Source organism: Ensifer sp. Root558 (assembly GCF_001427045.1).
Taxonomy (GTDB): domain Bacteria; phylum Pseudomonadota; class Alphaproteobacteria; order Rhizobiales; family Rhizobiaceae; genus Ensifer; species Ensifer adhaerens.
Window position 1 is genome coordinate 68734 of the sequence record NZ_LMGC01000037.1, and the last position, 21224, is coordinate 89957.

Consider the following 21224-nt stretch of genomic DNA (forward strand, 5'->3'; position numbering starts at 1 on the left):
CTGCCATCATGAACCGGGAAGAGATTTTCAACGGGCTCCCCAAGAGCCCGAAGGTGGACGTGTGCGTCCTCGGCGGCGGCATCAACGGCCTCAGCGTCTTTCGTGAACTGGCGCTGCAGGGGGTGAACGTGCTGCTCGTCGAGAAGCACGACTACTGTTCGGGCGCGAGTGCGGCGCTGTCACGCATGGTGCATGGCGGTCTTCGCTATCTGGAAAATGGCGAGTTCAGCCTGGTCAGGGAATCGCTGGTCGAACGCGATCGGCTGCTGAAGAACGCGCCGCATTACGTGGCGCCGCTGCCCACGACCGTGCCGATCTTCGACATCTTCTCGGGCCTTGCCAATGGCGCGGTTCGCTTCCTGGGATTGACGCGGCGGCCAAGCCGCCGTGGCGCCGTCGCCGTCAAGATGGGCCTTGGCATCTATGATTTCCTGACGCGCAAGCGGGCGCTGATGCCGAAGCATGCCTTCCGAGGGCGGCGCACGACGCTTGCACGCTGGCCGGCGCTCAATCCCGACATCAAGAGTTCCGCGACCTATTACGACGCCTGGGTCAGCCAGCCGGAACGTCTCGGCATCGAGCTGTTGAAGGACGGGCTTGCCGCCGGTTCTCACGCGCAGGCGCTGAACTACGCCGAACTGACGCTGGCCGCACCCGGACGCTACGAACTGAAGGACGATGTCACCGGCGCGGTCGCTGCGATCGAGCCCGGCCTCATCATCAACGCCACCGGCGGCTGGATCGATATCGCCAACGGCGCACTGTTTCCCGCAACGTCGAAGCCGGCCCCGTTGATGGGCGGCACCAAGGGCTCGCATCTGATCATCGACAATGCCCAACTCATGGAAGCGCTTAACGGCCACATGATCTATTACGAGAACGAGGATGGCCGCATCTGCATCCTCTTTCCCTATCTCGGCAAGGTGCTGGTGGGCTCGACGGACATTCGTGTCGATGATCCCGAAACCGTGCGCTGCGAAGCCGACGAGCGCGACTACATCCTGCAGTCGCTCGCCTTCGTCCTGCCAGACATCCGGATCAGGCCGGAAGAGGTGGTGTTCCAGTTCTCGGGCGTACGGCCGCTGCCGGCGAGCCAGGACAGCTTCACCGGTCGCATCCCGCGCGACCATTTCTGCACCTTCGTGGAGGGTGTTGAGGGCGGTCCGCCGGTGCTCTGCATGATCGGCGGCAAATGGACGACGTTCCGCTCCTTCGGCGAAATGGCGGCCGACCTCACCCTGGAACGGCTCGGAAAACAGCGCCATGTCAGCACCGGAGAACGTGCCATCGGTGGCGGGCAAGACTATCCCTCCGATCGCGACCGATGGGTCGATGATGTTGCGGCAGCCACCGGGCTTTCGCGGGAGCGCATGCAAGTGCTTTTCGTCCGCTATGGAACGGGCGCGCGAGACGTTGCCGATCTCATCGCCGCCGGCGCTGACCATGCCTTGCCGCATCGGGATTACTCCGCGCGCGAGCTGCAATACCTGATCCGCAGCGAAGCCGTCGAACATCTCGAGGACCTGCTGCTGCGCCGCACGACGCTTGCAATCACCGGCGAGCTCTCGCTCGACATGGTGGATGCGGTGCTCGCCGTGCTTGCCATCGAAAAGCAATGGTTGCCGCCGCGTGTCGCGGTCGAGCGTAAGCGATTTCTTGCCCTTCTCGTCGAGCGCCATGGCGTCGACGAGGAAACCCTATCCGTACGGAACGAACAAAGGAGTGCATTATGCGAAACAACAGCAAGGTCCGGATGAACCGTCTGTTCGGCGGTGGACGTTGCCTCGACGTCGCGATCGATCATGGCGTCTGCAACGAACCCTCCTTCCTCAATGGTCTTGAAGACATGTCAGCCGTGGTCAAGGCGCTGGTCGCGGCCGCACCGGATGCGATCCAGATGAATTTTGGCCAGGCGGATCTGTTGCAGGAGGTGCCGGGCAAGGACAAGCCGGCGTTGGTCATGCGTCTCGACATGGGCAACCCCTATAACCGCATCCGCCACCGGCACATGTGGGCCGTGTTGCAGAACGAGGCCGAACCGTTGATCGGCGCGCTGGCGATGGACGCGGCCTGCGTCGTCGTCAACCTCTTCATGCTGCCGGACGAGCCCGATCTCTTCCGCCAATGCGTCGCCAACATCTCGCGCGTGCGGGCCGATTGCGACAAGTACGGCATGCCGTTGATGATCGAGCCCTTGGTGATGCAGCCGGTGACCGAGCACGGCGGCTACATGGTCGATGGCGACGCCGAGAAGATCGTGACGCTGACCCGGCTTGCGCGCGAGATGGGCGCTGACATCGTCAAGGCGGACCCGACCACCAATGCCGAGGATTTCCACCGGGTCGTCGAGGCGGCGCGCTGCCCCGTTCTCGTGCGTGGCGGCGGCAAGGAGGACTTGCGCAACGTCTTCGACAAGTCGGCGGCCTTGATGCGTCAGGGCGCAATGGGCATGGTCTATGGGCGCAACATCTACCAGCACGCCAATCCGAGCGCCGTTGTGCGCGGCCTGATGGCGATCATCCATGAGGATGTAAGCGGCGAAGAAGCCTACGCGCTCTACCAGCGCGGTTGAAATCGCTCAGCCGGAACCGCTTCACCAGCGATGCTCCGGCGCAAGAGGAACGCTGCCGCTATGAGGACACCGGTGGCGTTCCGGCAAATGGATTAAGGACCTTGGGGAGGGGTTCGGCAATGGGTAAGTATCTGCTCGGGATCGACGCCGGGAACACTGTGATCAAGACGGTACTTTTCGATCGTGACGGCAACGAGATCGCGATGGCCGCGGAAGAAGGGCACAGCCATGTGCCGATGCCCGGCCATGTCGAGCGCGGGCTTGGCGAACTGTGGAGCCATGCCAAGGTGGTGATCCGCGCCTGCATCGAGCGCGCCGGCATCGATGCCAGCGAGATCGCGGCGATCGGTTGCGCCGGGCACGGCAACGGTCTCTACGCGCTCGATCGAGACGGAGAACCGCTTGTCGGCATCCAGTCGCTCGACACTCGCGCCGCCGGCCTCGCCGAGGAGTGGCAGGCCGCAGGCGTCGGCGAGCGAACCTATCCGATCGCCGGGCAGAAGCCCTGGCCATCACAAACGCCGACCCTGCTTGCCTGGCTGAAGCGCCATCGGCCTGACCAGTTTGAAAAAATCGGCACGGTGTTTCTCTGCAAGGACTTCGTCATCAATCGCCTGACCGGCGCGCGCGTCAGCGACGTCTCGGACATGAGCGGCGCGGGCCTGCTCGATGTCGCCGGAAGGCGTTACGATGCGGCATTAATGAAGGCCTATGGCCTCGGCGAAGACATGGACCTGCTGCCCGATCTCGCCGAAAGCGCCGATATCGTCGGACGCGTTACCGAGGAAGCGGCGGCGCAGACGGGTCTGGCTGCCGGCACACCCGTTGTCGGTGGGCTCTTCGACGTGGTCGCTTCGGCAATCGGCTCGGGCGTCACCCGCACCGGTGCTGCCTCGATCATCGCCGGCACCTGGAGCATCAACCAGGTGATCATCGACCAGCCTGATCTCTCACGTCCGCTCTTCATGTCCTCGACCTTCGATCGCAAGCGCTACATGGCGATCGAGGCGAGTGCCACGTCGGCGGCCAATCTGGAATGGCTGGTGCGCGAGCTCTTCCCGCACGACGGCAAGGATGGCCGGTCGCCCTTCGATCTCTGCTGCCAGCTGGCAGCCGAGGTCACGCCGGCCTCTGATGACCCGCTCTACCATCCGTTTCTCTATGGCGCTCAGCAGGACGGCAACGCGCGCGCTGGCTTCTACGGCGTCGCCGGCTGGCACGGCAAGGGTCATCTGGTCCGCGCGGTGCTTGAAGGCGTCGCCTTCGGCCATCGCCAGCATATCGCGGCGTTGCGCGCGGCTGGGGCTCGCTTCGAGGAGGCGGTGCTTTCGGGTGGCGGATCGCGCAGCCTGATCTGGCAGCAGATCTTCGCCGACGTGCTTGACGTGCCGGTGACGGTCGCCCGTTCACGCGAGACCGGCGCGCTCGGCGCCGCGATTACGGCTGGCGCCGGCATCGGCCTTTTCGCCGATATCTCCGCCGGTGCTGCGGCGATGGTCAAGACCGAACGCCACTACCGTCCAAACCCTGCACTTGCCGCGCATTATGACAGGCGCTTTGCGCTTTACGGCGAGATCGCCGCTGCCATGGCGCCGATCTGGCGCCGGCTTGCAACGCCCGAGCGATCGGCGCGGGAAGCGGCGGAGTGATCAGGGCAGGGGCATCGGTCTGTCGGGGCGCTGCTGGGAGGAACGTTGCAGCGCCGCCGCAAACCGTCTGACCCGTCAGAAACGCATGTTGATGCCGGCCTTGATGACGTGGCTGTTGATGTCTTTCTCGCTGGAGCCTGAGCTCGTGTGGGTGCGGACATCTGGCGTCGTGATGTAGTTGTATTCGAGCTTGGCGGAGAGGCCGCCGGCAAAGGCCTGTTCCACGCCGGCGCCGAGCAGGTAGCCGCCCTTGAAGCCGACGTCGTTACGCACGTCGCCGCCCTTCTTGTAGCTGGTCATGGCGTAACCGGCCGTGCCGTAGACGAGCGTCTGGTCGAAGGTGAGACCCGCCTTCGCCTTGATGGCGCCGCGCCATTTCTCCTTGAGCTTGCCGCCGTTGACCTTGTGCTCGGTGTCGCCGAGATAGGAGCCTTCGATTTCCGCCCCGACGATGCCGGGGCCGGCCTGCATGTTGTAGCCGGCCTGAACGCCGAGCGCGACGCCATTGCGGTCGGCGAACGGGTTGGGGCTGCCGGTAAAGCCAAGGCCGCCATGGGCACCGACATAGGCGCCGCTCCAGCTGAAGGCCGGCGGGTCCTGATAGGTGGGGGCGGAGAAATCAGCCGCCTGGGACGGCTGTGCGCCGCAGAGGGCGAGAAGGGTAAGACCCGACCAGATGGAAAACTTGCTGGACTGCCGCATTTTCTTGCTCCGTGCATAGGAAACGCGCCTTGATGGCGCTTGCGTCCTCCCATGTGCGCTTCACCCTTGGGGTGGGATGGCGATGTTTGGACGGTACACGGCCTTTGTCGGCCCCACGGATTGCACCAACATTGCGCAACTTGTCTAAGTTACTGATTTTGTTGTTAGTTATCTGTTAACCATACGCCGACTGAGGAAAATCCTAGCCGGCAGGCAAGGTGATGCGGAAGCAGGCGCCACCCTTGGGATCATCGACCACCGAGATGTGACCCTTGTGGCGGCCGATGATCTCGCTGACCAGATGCAAGCCGAGGCCGGCGCCATGGTCCCGCGGCTGCAGGCGGTGGAAGGGCTCGAAGATCCGGGCCCGTTCCCGTTCCGGAATGCCGGGACCTTCGTCGGTGACCTCGATCACGCCGCCGCGCTCCACCCGGATCGTGATCAGGCCGCCGGCGTGTTCGATGGCGTTGCGCACGAGGTTGGTGACCGCCCGCTCGATCGCGCCGGTATCGCCGCGCACGACGACGCGCTCCGTGCCCGGAGCGAAGGAAAGGTCGCAGCCGGCCGAAAGCGCAAGCGGGGCGAGGTCGGCCGTCACGTCGCGGCAGAGCGAAACCAGGTCGAGCTGCCCGAAATCCGTGCCGTCGCGATCGATGCGTTCGAGATCGAGCAACTGTTCGGCAAGGCCGGCAATGCGGTTGGAATCGATCAGCAGGCGGTTCCGGAGCGGGCCGGCCTCCATGCTTTCCAGGCGCGTGTGCAGGATCGCAACCGGGGTTCGAAGCTCGTGTGCCGCGTCGAGGATAAAGCGCTGGCGGCGCTCGTACCCCTCATCGAGCCGCTGCAGTGCGCCGTTGAACGCCTCAACGAGCGGTCGCACTTCGCCGGGGATGCGATGATCGGGCAGCCGGGCACCGCGGCGCTCGACATCGATCGTCTTTGCCTGGTCGACCACTTCGGCAAGACCGGCAAAGGCGCGCCTTACGATGATCGGGATCGCGAAGGCCGGGATCAGCACCACGATCAAGACGATCGGCAAAAGCAGAAGGTTTGCCAGGATGAACACCGCGAAGGACGCGCTCCAGAGCCGCCCTCCACCGGCAAGCACCGTATAGGTGCCGTTGTCCGTGGTCACCGAGCGCACGATCGACGAGAGGGTATAGGGCTCGATGCTGTCACGCATATCGCCAAAGGCGATGCGGTCGAGGTGCTCGCCGATGCTGCGATAGGCGTCCGGCACCGGTCCGCTGCGGATCATGTCGCCGCGTTCGTTCCGTGCGACGAACCAGAAATCGGCGGACTCGGCCCGCATGGCAAGCAGTTGCGGTGTCTCCACCAGCGTCAGCCCACCGACGGGATCCGGCCGGATTGCCCCGGCCGCGATCGACGCGGCGTCGGCGTCGAGGAACTTGCCGCCGAGATCGGCGCGCGTCAGCAAGGCCATGAAGCCGGCGATGACCGCCATCAACAGCAGCACCTGAAAGGTCAGGATCTGCCAGATCAGGCGCTTCTTCAGCGAGTTGGTGGAAGCGTTCGTCATGGAGAGGGTCTCAGAAGGTAGCCAACGCCGCGGATGCTGTGAATTTCAACGCCGGCACCGGTTTCCGAGAGCTTGCGGCGCAACCGCGAAACATGCGCGTCGAGAGAATTGGACTGGATTTCGTCGTCATAGCCATAGACGGATTCCTCCAGAGTCGAACGCTGCACCGTGCGCCCCTGCCGGCGCGCCAAAGCCTCCAGCACCAGCAGTTCCCGCCGCGGCAGGTCCAGCACCCGGCCGTCGACACGAGCCTGTCTGCCTTCGAAATCGAAGATCAGTTGGCCGATGCGGGCGGTGATCGGCGCAATATCAGGTGAACGTCGCATCAGGGCACGGATGCGCGCCAGCAACTCCTCCACGGCGAACGGCTTGGCGAGATAGTCGTCGGCGCCCATGTCGAGGCCCCTGACCCGTTCGTCGATGGCGCTGCGCGCCGTCAGCACGATTACCGGGATTCCCGATCGTAGCGCACGCACCCGCGGGATCAGAGACAGGCCATCGCCGTCGGGCAGTTGCCGGTCGAGGATGATGCCGTCGTGAACCTGGCTGGCCAGCGCCGCCATCGCATGGTCGATCGACGGTGCATGGTCGAGGATCATGTCATAGCGGCTGAGTGCGGCACTGAGTGCTGCCGCCATTTCCAGCTCATCCTCGACAAGGAGCAGGCGCATTGAATATCTCCGAATCCGATAGGCGTGTCTCGTTCACGTCTGGTGGACGAGGATTGCAACAACGTTGCGGCCTTTCGCTGCCTTTCTAGCGGCGAGAACGGGAGCCCGGCAATGCAGAGCGGCCGAGGCTTACCGTATTCGGATGGGACGGAGAGAATAGCCGCGCATTTGCGGGGCGAGCGATCGGACAAGAGCCCTCAAAAATTGCCTTGCGCGGCAGCGCGGGGCGGGCGCTGCCGCGCAAGGCGCAGATCGTCAAACGATGTGTCGCTGCGCAAGGGTACGCAGCGGCACGGGACCGGCCATGGGCCGGCCAAATGACGGAGGTCAGGCGACGGCCATGATCCGCTGGAACGCATCATAGGCCGCAAGCACCGTTTCCTTCTGAGCCTCATGGCCGGCAATGAAGGCATCGCCGTAGATTGTCTCATCCGGGTACTCGGTGATCAGCGTCAGCGGTGCCGTGTGGCGGTCGTCGACGGAGATCATGCAGGGGAAGCCGTTGATGATGCGGAAACCGGTCTCGCCGGCATGCGTCTCGTAAAGCGCGATCTGGGCGTCGTTGTAGGCGAGCAGGCCCGGAACGGCCGCAAGTCGCTCGGTGACTTCCGCGATCAGCTGTTCGGCGCGCGCTTCCCATTCGGCGTGGTGGCGCATGATCAGGAAGAAGCCCTTAGGCAGGGTCCACATGGCAAAACCGCGCGGCACGTAGCCCGAAAGCGGCCGCGTCCACTCATGCGAAGGATAGCCGTGCAGGTTGACGTGCAGCTGCGCGCCGGTCAGCCGCTCCGCCTCCTTACGGATCTCGCGCTCGTTGAGTGCTGCACCGGTGCGGTATTCGAGATCGTCGCCAAGGGCGGTGTAGCGGGCGGCATGGTGCATGTGCAGCGGGTTGTCGATGCGCAGCCGCTGGTGCACGGCATAGCCGTCGGGGTTTTCGAGCGGCGAGATGGTGAAGTGGCTACCGGTGCGGGCGGCGAGCGCCTGGGCGGCGCGAAGCACGCCGACGATGCCGGTCGTCTCGTTCGGATGCTGTCCGCCGCTGATCATGACCGGCGCATCGCTTCCCTTGTGATAGCGGGCCTTCACCGGCCGGCCGGCACGCGACCTGGCCTCGAAGGGCTGGCCGTCGATCGCGGCGAGTTCGGCATGGATCTGCGCCACCGCCAGCGGTGCCTCGGCGGTGTCGAGCGGCAGGGTTTCGCCTTCGACATCCGTCGCCTGCAGCGGCCGCGCCTTGACGACGACGGTGGGCTTCCCGACGCCGAAGACGATCTCCGGCACGATCTGGCCGGGCTTCAGGCCGCGGTCGCCGAGCGGGCGACCGGACTTCTTCTGGAAGACTTCGAGCAGCGAGAAATAGAAGTCCTCGTGCAGCGCTTCGCGAAGGCTGATGACTTCCTCGCCGACGGGCAGGCGGAAGTCGGTGATCGGCAGGGTCACGCGGATGTTGAGCTCTTCGAAATAGGGCTCGCTGTCACCCCAGGCATGATCGGAGATCGCCTGCATCGTGCCGGCAAAAAGCCGCTCATAGTCGGTATCGAGGTGGCATTCGCGATGCTTGTCGCAGCCCTCGTCGAGGCGGATCCAGCCGGTCGGCGACAAAAGCGTCTCGCCGATGAAATCGGTGTGGATGCGGTTCGGTGCGAATACGGCGTGGTTTTCCTGGCGCCCGTCACGGAAGGTAAGCGTGACGTCATAGATGAATGCCTTGGCGCTGCCTGCCTCGAAGCGGATCTCGGCATCGCCGACGAGGGCTGCGAGCGGATAGGCTTCGAGCAGGAAACGGTTCTGAGGCGCGCCCTCATGCTGGGGATAGCGGACGACGACGCTTGCGAGGGCTGCGCGATCCACTTCTTCCAGGAAGAAATGCAACAGCGGCTTGTAGGCGCTCCTGAGCGCCGCCTTGACGCCGAAGCTTGCAAGCTTCTGTTCGGCAGCCTTGCGGCTGGCAGCATCGTCGAACAACCAGGCTTCGAGCTTGGTTCCGCGGGCGGCCTCCTTGCCGTAGGTGGTCAGAAGCGTGTCGAGGGTGCGCTCGAAGGCGCCTTCGAAAATCGTCGTCATCGTGAAGTTCTACCGGTTGGGTCGAGGCTGTCACGCAGCCAGTCGCCGAGAAGATTGAGGCCGAGAACGGTGAGCAGGATCGCAAGGCCCGGGAAGACGCTGACCCACCAGGCGTTCTGCAGGTAGGTGCGGCCGTCGGCCAGCATGCCGCCCCAGCTCGGGATCAGCGGATCGACGCCGAGGCCGAGGAAGGTGAGGCTGCTTTCGAGCAGGATGTTGTTGGCGACGTTGAGCGTCATCAGCACGATCACCGGGCCGATCAGGTTCGGCAACAGGTGCTGGAACAGGATCCTGTAATCGCGCACGCCGATGGCTCGGGCCGACTGGATGAACTCGCGCTCGCGCAGCGACAGGACCGAGCCGCGCACGAGGCGCGCATATTGCACCCACTGCGAGACGATCAGCAGGATGATGGTGTTGCCAAGCCCGCCGCCGACGATGGCGATGAAGGTGATCGCGAGCAGGATGAAGGGGAGCGCCAGCTGCACATCGGCAAAGCGCATGACGATCATGTCCCAGAAGCCGCGATAGTAGCCGGAGACAAGCCCCATGACCACGCCGACGACGACGGCGCCGGCAACCGACGTCAGGCCGACGAGCAGCGAGATCTTGCCGCCGGCAACCACGCGAGCCAGCACGTCGCGGCCAAGCGGGTCGGTGCCGAGCGGATGGGCCCAATTGACGAAGGGCGGCGTCAGCCGCGCCATCAGGTCGATCTTGTCGACGCCGCCGGGAAAGAGCACGCCAGAGAAGAGAACGGCGAGGCAGATGCCGCCGGTGAGCAGCGCTCCGAGGATGAATTCGAGGTTGCGGAAGCGGGCGAAGCGGGTGCTGGAAGCCTTTGACGACATCGGCTCACTCCGTCCGGATGCGCGGATCGACGAGGCCATAGGCGATGTCGACCAGAAGATTGACGAACACGATCATCAGCGAAAGCACGGTTATGACCGCCTGAAGCACGGGGTAATCGCGCGAGGCGACCGCGTCGAAGGCGAGCGTGCCCATGCCCGGCCAGTTGAACACCAGCTCGACGACGACGATGCCGCCGAGCAGGCCGCCGAACTGCAGGCCGAAATAGGTGATCAGCGGGATCGCGCAGTTACGAAGTGCGTGCTTGTAGAGCACCTTGCTTTCGCTGAGGCCCTTGGCGCGCGCGACCATGATGTATTGCGACTGCAAGGTTTCCAGCATCGCGGTGCGCACCAGGCGCACATTGGTCGCCGTCAGGATGATGCCCATGGTCAGCGCCGGCATGATGAAGCTTGCAAAACCGTCCATGCCGCTTGGCGGCAGCCATTTGAGGACGATCGAGAACAACAGGACCAGCATGATCGCAAGCCAGAAGTTCGGGAAGGAAAGCCCGACGAGCGACAGAATGCGGATTGTCTGGTCGGCCCACTTGCCGCGGGCGACGGCGGCGCGGATGCCGAGCGGAATGGAAATCGCGATCGAGACGATCAGCGAGGCGAAGGCGAGCAGCATGGTCGCCGGCAGCGCAGAGGCGATCAGCTGCGAAACAGGCGTACCGCCCATGAAGGAGCGGCCGAAATCGAGCCTGAACATGCCCGTGATGAAATCGGCATATTGCGCCAGGAACGGCTGGTTAAGGCCGAGCCCCTCGCGGATGCGCACGAGGTCGGCCTCGGTGACGCTGCCAGCGCCCTGCGCCAGCATTAGCGCGGGGTCACCGGTGAACCGGATGGCATAGGAGACGGTCAGTGTCACGACGAACACGACGAAGACCGCCTGCAGAAAACGTTTGATCAGAAATCCGGCCAAGTGACCCGCCCTTTTGGAAAAATGGTCCGCCGCCTCAAGCGTGAGGCGGCGGACCGGCCTGTATTACTCGACCGTCACGTCCGTCAGCCGCAGGCGGCTATCCGGCACCGGCGTGAAGTTCTTGACGCGCTTGCTCACGCCGAAGATGGCGTTGAGGTTATAGAGCGGCATTTCGAGCGAACGGTCTGCGGCGTAGTTGGCGATCTGCTTGAGGATCTCCTCGCGCTTTGCCTGGTCGGTGATCGAACGCTGCGACTCGAGCAGCTTGTCGAGTTCCGCGTCCTTGTCGTACGGGTTCCACTTTTCGCCCGAGTGGTACATCGAGTAGGCGGTGTTGTCGTAGTCGAGCGTCCAGCCGCCCCAGGACTGCTGGAACAGCGCGCCGGTCTTGCCGGCCGGGATGATGTCGTTCAAGAGAACGTTGGTTTCATAGGGCTTGATCGTCGCGTTGATGCCGATCAGCTGCAGGTAGCTTGCGATAGCCTGCACGACCTCGTTGAAGGTCGCGTCGTTACCGCGAACGTCGATCTGCACGGAAGCGCCCGGCGCAACGCCGGCTTCCTTCAGAAGCGCCTTTGCCTGTTCCGGATCGTACGGCAGCGGCTTCATCGCCGGGTCGAAGCCGAAGGAGAGCTTGCCCTGGAAACTGGCGATCGGATCCGCCTGGCCGGCGAGGATCGACTGGATGATGGTGTCGCGGTCGACGCCGAGGATCAGCGCCTTGCGGACCTTCGGATCCTTGGTGATGCCGTCGCGCGTGTTGAATCGCAGCGCGTAGACCGTCGGGCCGGCGCTGGAGACGATCTCCAGATTGCTGTCGCCCTGGATCGTCGGGATCATGCCGATCGGAATGGTCGGCGGGATGACGAGATCGACGCGGCCGGCCTGCAGCTCGGCAACGGCGGTCGCCGGCTCCGAAATGAAGCGGTAGTTGAGGTTGGAAAGCTTCGGCGCGCCGCCCCAATGATCTGCGAAGGCTTCGAGCTTGATGCCGACCTTCGGCTCGTAGGAGACGAACTTGAACGGGCCGGTGCCAACAGGATGGGCGTTGAAGTAGTCCTCACCTTTTTCCTGGATGTACTTCGGCGGCACGATCATCGCGCCATAGCCGGCGAGCTTCGTGAGAAGCACCGGATCCGGCGTCTTCAGGACGAGGTCGACCGTCTTTTCGTCGACGATCTCGACCTTTTCGATCACGGCATAGTTGGACTTCTGCGGACCCTTGGAGCCTTCTTCGCCGAGCAGGCGGTCGAAGGTGAACTTCACCGCTTCCGCGTTGAAGGGCTCACCGTTGTGGAACTTGACGCCCTCGCGCAGCGTGAAGCGCAGGCGTTTGCCGCCGTCGAGCTCTTCCCAAGCAGTAGCAAGGCCGGGCACGAGCTTCAGATCCGGACCGCGATAGGTCAGGCCGTCATAGATATTGGTGGCAACCGACGCCCAGTTGACGAGGAAGGTGTCGACCGGGTCCCAGCTTCCCGGATCCTGCGGCGAAGATACCGTCAGCGTGCCGGCGGCAAAGGCCGGGGCTGCGGTCATGAAACTGCCCGCCATCGCAAGGGCGATGAAAGCGGCGTGGATCCCCTTTTTGTTGATCATTTACTCACTCCTGTTTCGACAGCCTTCCTGAGAAGAGAAAGCGGCTCACGCACCCTTGGCCACGTAATGGCCAGGGGCGATTTCTTTGCGCGGCAGCACCGCGGGTTCGTCGCCGACGCGGCGGATCGGGCTCGGGATCTCGCCCTCCAGCATGGCGCGCTCGCGACCCTTGCCGGGCTCGGCGACGGGCACCGCGGAAAGCAGCCGGCGAGTATAGGGATGGGACGGCGTCTCGAAGACCTGCTGGCGGCTGCCGAACTCCATGACCTGGCCGAGATAGAGCACGGCGACGCGGTGGCTCATGCGTTCGACCACCGCCATGTCATGGCTGATGAAGAGATAGGCGAGGCCCTCCTGTTCCTGCAGCTCCATGAACAGGTTGATGATCTGCGCCTGGATCGAGACGTCGAGAGCCGACAGCGCCTCGTCGGCGATGATCAGCTTGGGACGGGAGGCAAGCGCGCGCGCAATGCAGACGCGCTGGCGCTGGCCGCCGGAGAATTCGTGCGGATAGCGCTTGGCGTGAGCTGGCGTCAGTCCGACGCGCTCCAGCAATTCATGCACGCGCTTTTCGATGTCCTTTTCACCGAGGATCAGGCCGTGGGTGCGGATAGGTTCGGCGATCGAGAAGCCCACGGTCTTGCGCGGGTCGAGCGAGGCGAAGGGATCCTGGAAGATGTACTGGATTTCCTGCTTCAGCCGCTGCCGCTCGGCATAGCTCATGGCCGAGACCGGGCGACCGCCAAAGAGGATCTCGCCCGAGGTTGCGTTCTGCAGTTGCTGGATCGTGCGACCGATCGTCGACTTGCCCGAGCCGCTCTCGCCGACCAGCGCCAGCGTTTCACCCGGGAAAATGTCGAAGCTGACGTTTTCGATGGCGTGCACGCGGTGCGTCGCCTTGCCGAAAAGGTTCTTGCGCACGTCGAAGCGGGTGACGAGATCACGCACCGAAAGGATCGGTGCCGCGTCGTAGCGGGCGGTGCGCTGGATATGGGTTTCGCCGACGCGCTTCGGTTCGCCGTCGATCATCATGGTCAGAGGCAGGCGCTTCGGGAATTCCTCGCCGGTCATGCTGCCGAGTTTCGGCACGGCGGAAAGCAGCGTCTGGGTATAGGGGTGCTTGGGGCTTGCGAAGATCTCGCCGACCGGACCTTCCTCGACCTTGCGGCCCTTCCACATGACGACGACGTCGTCGGCCATTTCGGCGACGACACCCATGTCATGGGTGATGAAGATCACCGCCATGCCGAGTTCTTTCTGGAGGTCGCGGATGATCGTCAGGATCTGCGCCTGGATGGTGACGTCGAGCGCCGTCGTCGGCTCGTCGGCGATCAGCAGTTTCGGCCGGCAGGCAAGCGCCATGGCGATCATGACGCGCTGGCGCATGCCGCCGGAAAGCTGGTGCGGATAGCGGCCGATCAGTTCTGCAGAATCAGGAAGGCGCACCATGTCGAGCAGGCGGCGCGTCTCGACGAGCGCTTCGGCCTTGGTCATCTTCTCGTGCAGCATCAACACTTCGGCGACCTGGTCGCCGATGGTAAAGACCGGGTTCAAGGACGTCATCGGCTCCTGGAAGATCATGGCGATCTCCTTGCCGCGGATCGCGCGCATGGTCTTCTGCGGGGCGCTCGTCAGATCGATTTCGCCGTCCTTGCCGCGAAACAGGATGCGGCCGGTCGGAAACTGGCCGCCCATCATGTCCGAGAGCCGCATGATCGACAGCGACGTCACCGATTTGCCGGAGCCGGATTCTCCCACGATTGCGAGCGTCCGGCCGGGCGTCACCGTGAAGCTCAGGTCTTCGACGACAGGATTGCCGTTGAAGGCGACGGAAAGCTTCTCAACGGCGAGCAGGGGCGCAGGCGTATCGACGGTCACGCGGTCTTCCTTGTTACAATGTGGTCGCGGCGCGCGCGGACTGTTCATAGGCGCCCGACATGAAACGCAGGACGGCGGCGATCTCGGAAAGCGTCTCCTCGGAAGGACGCGCTTTGGCGGTGGAGGAGACCAGCAGCCGCTCGCGAATTTTTGCGTAGCGCGTGCAGGCGTCCGACCCCTTGTCGGTGATGAGGATGGTCTTTTCCTTGCCTTCCTTGCCCGTCGTCACGAGGCCTGCGGCTTCGAGCTTGCGGATGGCATAGGTCGCGACATGGGTGTCCTCGATGTCGAGCACGAGACAGATGTCGGCGAGCTTCTTGCCGCGATCGCGGTGGCGGATCGTGTGCAGGATCAGGATCTCGATCGGGGAAAGACCGGATACGCCGGCGGCCGCCATGCAGCGCATCATCCAGCGATGAAAGGCATGCGACGCGAGGATCAACCCGTATTCGACCTCGGAGAGGCCGGGAGAGCCGCCTTCAGCAAGGTGCGCGGAGGAAACGATCGGGCCGATGGCCGCGACCGGCTTTAGATGTTCGGGCAGGGCATTTTCGGCCCATTCCCGTCCTTCGAAGCTATCCTCCGACTTCTTCGTCATTCAGCTCTTCCTCATCTTGACGATTTTATGTCATCATTTTATCGACATTTTGTCAACGAACTGCTTTGATGAATTTCCGGGCTTGCACAATGAAGCGGCTCGCGAATGAGAGGGATGGACAATGAGCGCACGCGAAACCGGCAGCTGGGACTTCTGGATCGACCGTGGCGGCACCTTCACCGATGTCATCGGTCGCGACCCGCACGGGAACCTGCATGCCCGCAAGGTGCTGTCCGAAAATCCGGAAGCCTATCGCGACGCCGCTGTGCAAGGCATCCGCCTGCATCTCGGCCTTGCGACCGGTGCACCGATCCCGACCGGCCTCATCGGCGAAGTGCGCATGGGCACGACGGTCGCCACCAACGCGCTGCTCGAGCGCAAGGGCGAGCCCCTGGCTCTCGTGACGACCAAGGGCTTTCGCGATGCGCTGAAGATCGGCTACCAGGAACGCAAGAAGATCTTCGCGACCGAAATCATCAAGCCGGAAGCGCTCTACCAGGATATCGTCGAACTCGACGAGCGCGTGCTGGCCGACTGTATTGTCGAGCAGCCGCTCGACGAGGCGAAGGCGCGCGCGGCCCTCGAAGACCTGAAGGGCAAGGGCTACAAGGCCGTCGCCATCGTCTTCATGCATGCCTACAAGTATCCGGAGCACGAGGCGGCCGTTGCCCGCATCGCCCGCGAACTCGGCTTCGAGCAGGTCTCCGTCAGCCACGAAGTCTCGCCGCTGATCAAATATGTCGGCCGCGGTGATACCACCGTCATCGACGCCTATCTCTCCCCGGTTCTGCGCCGCTACGTCGCCCAGGTCTCCGGCGAACTCGATATTGCCCGTACCGGCGCACGCGTCATGTTCATGATGTCCTCCGGCGGCCTGACGGCGGCTGAAATGTTCCAGGGCAAGGATGCGATCCTCTCCGGCCCGGCCGGCGGTGTCGTCGGCCTCGCCAAGACCGGCGAAGCCGCGGGCTTCGATCGCGTCATCGGCTTTGACATGGGTGGTACCTCGACCGACGTCGCCCATTTCGATGGTGAATATGAGCGGGCGTTCGAGACCGAAGTTGCAGGCGTGCGCGTGCGTGCACCGATGATGCTGATCCACACGGTTGCCGCCGGCGGCGGATCGATCCTGCACTTCGACGGCGAACGTTTCCGCGTCGGCCCGGATTCGGCCGGCGCCAACCCGGGCCCCGCCTGCTACCGCAATGGCGGTCCGCTTGCTGTCACCGATGCGAATGTCATGCTCGGCAAGCTGATGCCGGATTTCTTCCCGGCGCTGTTCGGCCCGAACCAGGACGAACGTCTCGACGTCGAGACCGTGCGTGGCCGTTTTGTTGCCATGGCGACCGAGATCGGCGATGGCCGCAGCCCCGAGGATGTGGCCGACGGCTTCATCCGCATTGCCGTTGCCAACATGGTCGAGGCGATCAAGAAGATTTCCGTGCAGCGCGGTTATGACGTGACGCGCTATGCGTTGAGCTGCTTCGGCGGCGCCGGCGGCCAGCACGCGTGCCTCGTTGCCGACCAGCTCGGCATGAAGAGCATTCTCGTGCATCCGATGTCCGGCCTGCTTTCGGCCTATGGCATGGGACTTGCCGATATCCGCTCGACTCGCCAGAAGGCGCTCGGCGTCGCGCTCGACGACAAGGCGCCGGCAGCCCTCAGCACGCTGGGCGCCGAGCTGGAAGTCGATTGCCTCGGCGAACTGGAAGCACAAGGAATTGCCCGCGACGAAATTCGCACCCATCTGCGCGCCCATATCCGCTATGCCGGCACCGACACGGTGCTTGCGGTCGACGCGACCTTCCCCGCGCATGACGACATCGCCCGCCTGCGCGCCGAGTTCGAAGAGCTGCACAAGCGCCGCTTCGGCTTCGTCGCCGACAACAAGGCGTTGGTGATCGACGCCGTCGAAGTCGAGACGGTCGGCGGTGGTGCTGCCCAGATGGAACGCGAAGGCGCGTCCGTCACCTCAGGCACACCAGACATCTCGCGCCGCACTCAGTTCTATTCGCAAGGCCAGTTCCACGATGCGCCGGTCCTGCTGCGCGCTGAACTGAGCCCCGGCCAGCGGCTCGACGGTCCGGCGGTCATCATCGAGCCGAACCAGACCGTCGTCGTCGAGGACGGCTGGCAGGCGGAACTGACGGCGAAAGACCACATCGTGCTGCGCCGCGTGAAGGCGCTGCAGCAGCAGAGCGCGATCGGCACCCATGCCGATCCGGTCATGCTGGAGATCTTCAATAATCTCTTCATGTCGATCGCCGAGCAGATGGGCGTGACGCTGCAGAACACCGCCTATTCGGTCAACATCAAGGAACGGCTCGATTTCTCCTGCGCCGTCTTCGACAACCGCGGCAACCTCGTCGCCAATGCGCCGCACATGCCGGTGCATCTGGGTTCCATGGACGCTTCGGTCGCGACCGCGATCCGCGAGAACCCGGTGATCAAGCCCGGCGACGTGTTCCTGATCAACGCGCCCTATAACGGCGGCACGCACCTGCCTGACCTCACCGTCTGCACGCCCGTCTTCGACGACGCCGGACGCGAGATCCGCTTCTGGGTCGCCAGCCGCGGCCACCATGCGGATATCGGCGGCATTTCGCCGGGCTCGATGTCACCGCTTGCCACCAACATCGAGGAGGAGGGCGTCTACATCGACAACTTCAAGCTCATCGATGCAGGTCGCTTCTGCGAGGCCGAGCTTGAAGCGCTTCTGAATGGCGCGCGCTATCCGGTGCGCAACATCCTTCAGAACGTCAACGACCTGAAGGCTCAAGTGGCGGCCAACGAAAAGGGCGTCGCCGAACTCAAGAAGATGATCGCCCAGTTCGGCGAAGACGTGGTCGAGGCCTATATGGGCCACGTCCAGGACAATGCTGCTGAGAGCGTGCGCCGTGTGCTTGACCAGTTGCCAGACGGCGAATTCTCCTACGAGATGGACCAGGGCTGCAGCATCGTCGTCAAGATCACGGTCGACCGCGACAAGCGCGAGGCGACCGTCGATTTCACCGGCACGTCGGAGCAGCGCGGCGACAACTTCAATGCGCCGGCGCCTGTCACCCGCGCCGCCGTACTCTATGTCTTCCGCGTGCTGGTCGAGGCCGACATTCCGATGAATGCCGGCTGCCTGCGGCCGATCCACATCGTCATCCCCGAGGGTACGATGCTGACGCCGCGCTATCCGGCGGCCGTCGTTGCCGGCAACGTCGAGGTCAGCCAGGCCGTGACGAACTGCCTGTTCGGCGCGGTCCAGAGCCAGGCCGGCGCGCAAGGGACGATGAACAACCTGACCTTCGGCAACGACAATTATCAGTATTACGAGACGATCTGCTCCGGCGCGCCGGCGGGTCCCGGCTACAACGGTGCCGATGCGGTTCATACGCACATGACCAACTCGCGGCTCACCGATCCGGAAATCCTCGAAACCCGCTTCCCGGTGGTGCTCGAAGACTTCCACATTCGCGTCGGTTCCGGTGGCCGCGGCCAGTGGCACGCCGGAAACGGCACGAAGCGCACGATCCGGGCGCGGGAAACGCTCGACTTCGCGATCCTCTCCGGCCATCGCCGCGTCGCACCCTTCGGCATCAAGGGCGGAAGCCCGGGTGAACTCGGCCGCAACCTCGTGCGCCGCAATGACGGCCGGACGGAGGAACTGTCGGGCTGCGCCCATACGGTTCTCGAAGCTGGCGAAGCCTTTACCGTCGTGACGCCGACCGGCGGTGGATACGGCCGGTCATAGGCCGGAAAGACTGGAATCTCCCAAGACTGCTGCGGTGGTCTGCGGGCGGGCGAGCGATCGTCCGCCCGTTTTTCGTTCCGGCATATGCACAACAACTATTGCTGCATATGCGAAAAGACGCGATCGCTTTTTTAACCCGAATTTAAATTCGAAATTACTAAGTACTTATTGGTCAGTGCGCGCCCCAGTTCCTCCCCTTGCGGGGCCGCAAACATCCGGTCCTCCTCCCGCCGGTTTGGCTGACCATGTCCCCTCCCATCAGCGCGATTGCGACATCACAGGAGTCACGGCAGTGACGTTCAAGAACCTTTCGATTTTGACCAAGGTCGGCCTTGTGGTCGTGGTCATGGGCATATCCTCCATTCTGATCGCGCTTGCCGGTGCGCGTGGTCTTTCCTCGCTCGGTGCGACGATCGTCGATGTCGGCGCGCGTGAGGAAGCAGCGCGCGAGGCAATGGACCTGCGCGTCGACATCATCGCCATCAGCCGCATGACCTATCAGCTCGCCGCCGCCCCGGAGAACGCCGCCGACTTCGGCGCGGAAACCGAAAAGCGTGCGACCGAAATGCTCGGCCGCCTGACCAAGATCGAGGCGGTCGCCGACGATGCCGAAGACAAGCTGCTGAATGACATCCGCCTGACGCTCAACAGCTACTTCGACGAGATCCGCGCCATGGTCGCCGTCGCCGCCGAGAAGGGCGGAGATGCCGGTGCCGTCAAGGCCGCACTCGACAAGGCGCTCGAAGCGCAAAAGACCGTGACGGCAACAGTCAAGACCTACAGCACCTATTCCGGCGAAGCGCTTTCCGCCGCTCGTGAAGAGGCGCTGAATTCCTCGTCCGTCGCCATGACAATCCTCGCCGCGGCCGCTGCGGCCTGCGTGCTCTTCGGCGTCGGCGTCAGCCTCGTCGTTGCCCGCCGCGGCATCGTCATGCCGGTCCGTGACCTGACCTCGACCATGAGCGAACTTGCCGACGGAAAACTGGATGGAGATGCGACGGACGTTTCCCGCCAGGACGAGATCGGCGAGATGGCCCGTGCCGTCGAAGTCTTCCGCAAGAACGGCATCGCCATGCGCGCGATGAAGGCGCAGGAAGCGGCCCTCCATGCGCGCAGCAGCGACCTGCAGTCCAACATCAGCGTCGTCGTCGCCTCTGCCGTTGCCGGCGATTTCACCGGCCGCATCACCAAGGACTATGAAAACGACGACCTCAACCGCTTCGCATCGAGCGTCAACGAGCTCGTCTCCAGCGTCGACCAGACCGTCACCGAAGTCCGCCGCGTGATTGCGGCGCTTGCCGACGCCGACCTGACGCAGAACATGCGCGGCGAATTCCACGGTGCCTTCGCCGAGCTACAGACGAACGTCAACCAGACGATGGTGACGCTGCGGTCGACCATGCAGAACGTGCGCACCGCGGCCAGCACCATCAACGACAACTCCGCCGAACTGAGCTCGGCTGCCAATGATCTGTCGAAGCGCACGGAACAGCAGGCGGCAGCGCTTGAGGAAACCGCAGCGGCGCTCGACGAAATCACCTCGACCGTGCGCACCGCCTCGGAGCGGGCGAATGAGGCGCATGAGATGGTGCGCGCCACCAAGGAAAGCGCCGGCCGTTCCGGCGCGATCGTGCGCAGCGCCGTCGATGCCATGGGCCGCATCGAGGGTTCGTCCAACCGCATCAACCAGATCATCTCGGTCATCGACGAAATCGCCTTCCAGACGAACCTGCTGGCGCTCAATGCCGGCGTCGAAGCGGCACGCGCGGGCGAAGCCGGCCGCGGTTTTGCCGTCGTCGCCCAGGAAGTGCGCGAGCTGGCGCAACGCTCGGCCAACGCCGCCAAGGAAATCAAGACGCTGATCCACAGCTCGGCGTCGGAAGTCGAAAACGGCGTGGCGCTGGTGCGCTCGACCGGCGAGGCGCTGCTGGAGATCGAGACACTGGTCAACAATGTCAGCGGCCACGTCAACACGATCGCGACGGCGGCGCGCGAGCAGGCGACCGCACTGCAGGAGATCAACACCTCCGTCAACCACATGGACCAGATGACCCAGCAGAACGCGGCGATGGTGGAAGAGACGACAGCCGCCAGCGGCACGCTCGCCGAAGAGAGCCGTCAGTTGCGCACGATGCTGGCGAAGTTCAAGCTGGAAGGTGCTGCAGCCCGCGAAGGCTGGAGCCGCGCCGCCTGATCGAGCGGCGTAATCGCCACGACTTCAAGTGAAGTTCTTGCTGCGGCGGCACTGTCGTTTCTGCACCCCGTGTTGACGGGGACGGGGACAACAGTGCCGCCGAGCATATTGAAGCGCGAGACCGTTTCCCCATCTTTTGCGCCTGAAAATCCAGGCGCTCCTGCGCCTTCTTCCCGATTTGCTGGGAAGCATGCCTGTTAGCCGCTATTCTGGAACGCAGACGTGTGAGTCGTTAA

General features: G+C 63.9%; 14 protein-coding genes. 5 read left to right on the forward strand and 9 right to left on the reverse strand.

Annotated elements, in window-relative coordinates; genetic code table 11:
* Window positions 1-8: 8 nt before the first annotated feature.
* The 3 genes from ASD63_RS31390 to ASD63_RS31400 all read left to right on the forward strand — a co-directional run bounded on the left by ASD63_RS31390 (window position 9) and on the right by ASD63_RS31400 (window position 4221).
* Window positions 9-1757, forward strand: coding sequence for a glycerol-3-phosphate dehydrogenase/oxidase (locus tag ASD63_RS31390; protein WP_060530408.1), 1749 nt, complete (start codon window positions 9-11; stop codon window positions 1755-1757).
* Window positions 1754-2572, forward strand: a complete 819-nt coding sequence (locus ASD63_RS31395) for an aldolase (protein ID WP_180316482.1) — start codon at window positions 1754-1756, stop codon at window positions 2570-2572. The genes ASD63_RS31390 and ASD63_RS31395 overlap by 4 nt, the downstream gene beginning before the upstream one ends.
* 119 nt (window positions 2573-2691) lie before the next feature.
* Entirely contained in the window at window positions 2692-4221 is a 1530-nt protein-coding gene (locus tag ASD63_RS31400; protein WP_060530409.1) for an FGGY-family carbohydrate kinase, read from the forward strand.
* Between the two features lie 75 nt (window positions 4222-4296).
* Here the strand turns inward: ASD63_RS31400 and ASD63_RS31405 are convergent, their stop codons facing one another.
* The 9 genes from ASD63_RS31405 to ASD63_RS31445 form a co-directional block, all read right to left on the reverse strand.
* A complete protein-coding gene (locus ASD63_RS31405; RefSeq protein ID WP_051659706.1) occupies window positions 4297-4923 on the reverse strand; it encodes an outer membrane protein in 627 nt (208 codons plus the stop codon).
* Between the two features lie 202 nt (window positions 4924-5125).
* Window positions 5126-6463, reverse strand: coding sequence for a HAMP domain-containing sensor histidine kinase (locus ASD63_RS31410; protein WP_034805611.1), 1338 nt, complete (start codon window positions 6461-6463; stop codon window positions 5126-5128).
* On the reverse strand, window positions 6460-7134 hold the full coding sequence (locus tag ASD63_RS31415) for a response regulator transcription factor (RefSeq protein WP_034805614.1): 675 nt from the start codon (window positions 7132-7134) through the stop codon (window positions 6460-6462). Before ASD63_RS31415 ends, ASD63_RS31410 begins: the two co-directional genes overlap by 4 nt.
* Window positions 7135-7461: 327 nt before the next feature.
* Window positions 7462-9201: a M14 family metallopeptidase gene (locus ASD63_RS31420; protein ID WP_060530410.1), complete on the reverse strand. Its 1740-nt coding sequence runs from the start codon at window positions 9199-9201 to the stop codon at window positions 7462-7464.
* On the reverse strand, window positions 9198-10052 hold the full coding sequence (locus ASD63_RS31425) for an ABC transporter permease (RefSeq protein ID WP_034805620.1): 855 nt from the start codon (window positions 10050-10052) through the stop codon (window positions 9198-9200). The genes ASD63_RS31420 and ASD63_RS31425 overlap by 4 nt, the downstream gene beginning before the upstream one ends.
* A 4-nt stretch (window positions 10053-10056) precedes the next feature.
* Window positions 10057-10980 carry an ABC transporter permease gene (locus tag ASD63_RS31430; protein ID WP_034805623.1) on the reverse strand — a complete coding sequence of 308 codons (924 nt, stop codon included), beginning with the start codon at window positions 10978-10980 and terminating at the stop codon, window positions 10057-10059.
* Between the two features lie 63 nt (window positions 10981-11043).
* The gene (locus tag ASD63_RS31435) at window positions 11044-12576 is read right to left on the reverse strand and encodes an ABC transporter substrate-binding protein (RefSeq protein ID WP_060521971.1); all 1533 of its coding nucleotides are present in this window, start codon (window positions 12574-12576) and stop codon (window positions 11044-11046) included.
* 45 nt (window positions 12577-12621) lie between these two features.
* The gene (locus tag ASD63_RS31440) at window positions 12622-14454 is read right to left on the reverse strand and encodes a dipeptide ABC transporter ATP-binding protein (RefSeq protein WP_034805626.1); all 1833 of its coding nucleotides are present in this window, start codon (window positions 14452-14454) and stop codon (window positions 12622-12624) included.
* A 13-nt stretch (window positions 14455-14467) separates the two neighbouring features.
* A complete protein-coding gene (locus ASD63_RS31445) occupies window positions 14468-15052 on the reverse strand; it encodes a winged helix DNA-binding protein (RefSeq protein ID WP_034805630.1) in 585 nt (194 codons plus the stop codon).
* A gap of 121 nt (window positions 15053-15173) precedes the next feature.
* Between ASD63_RS31445 and ASD63_RS31450 the strand changes: the two genes are divergently transcribed.
* Both ASD63_RS31450 and ASD63_RS31455 read left to right on the forward strand, forming a co-directional pair.
* Window positions 15174-18794, forward strand: coding sequence for a hydantoinase B/oxoprolinase family protein (locus ASD63_RS31450; protein WP_060530411.1), 3621 nt, complete (start codon window positions 15174-15176; stop codon window positions 18792-18794).
* A 292-nt stretch (window positions 18795-19086) separates the two neighbouring features.
* Window positions 19087-20988: a methyl-accepting chemotaxis protein gene (locus ASD63_RS31455; protein ID WP_060530412.1), complete on the forward strand. Its 1902-nt coding sequence runs from the start codon at window positions 19087-19089 to the stop codon at window positions 20986-20988.
* Window positions 20989-21224: the final 236 nt, after the last annotated feature.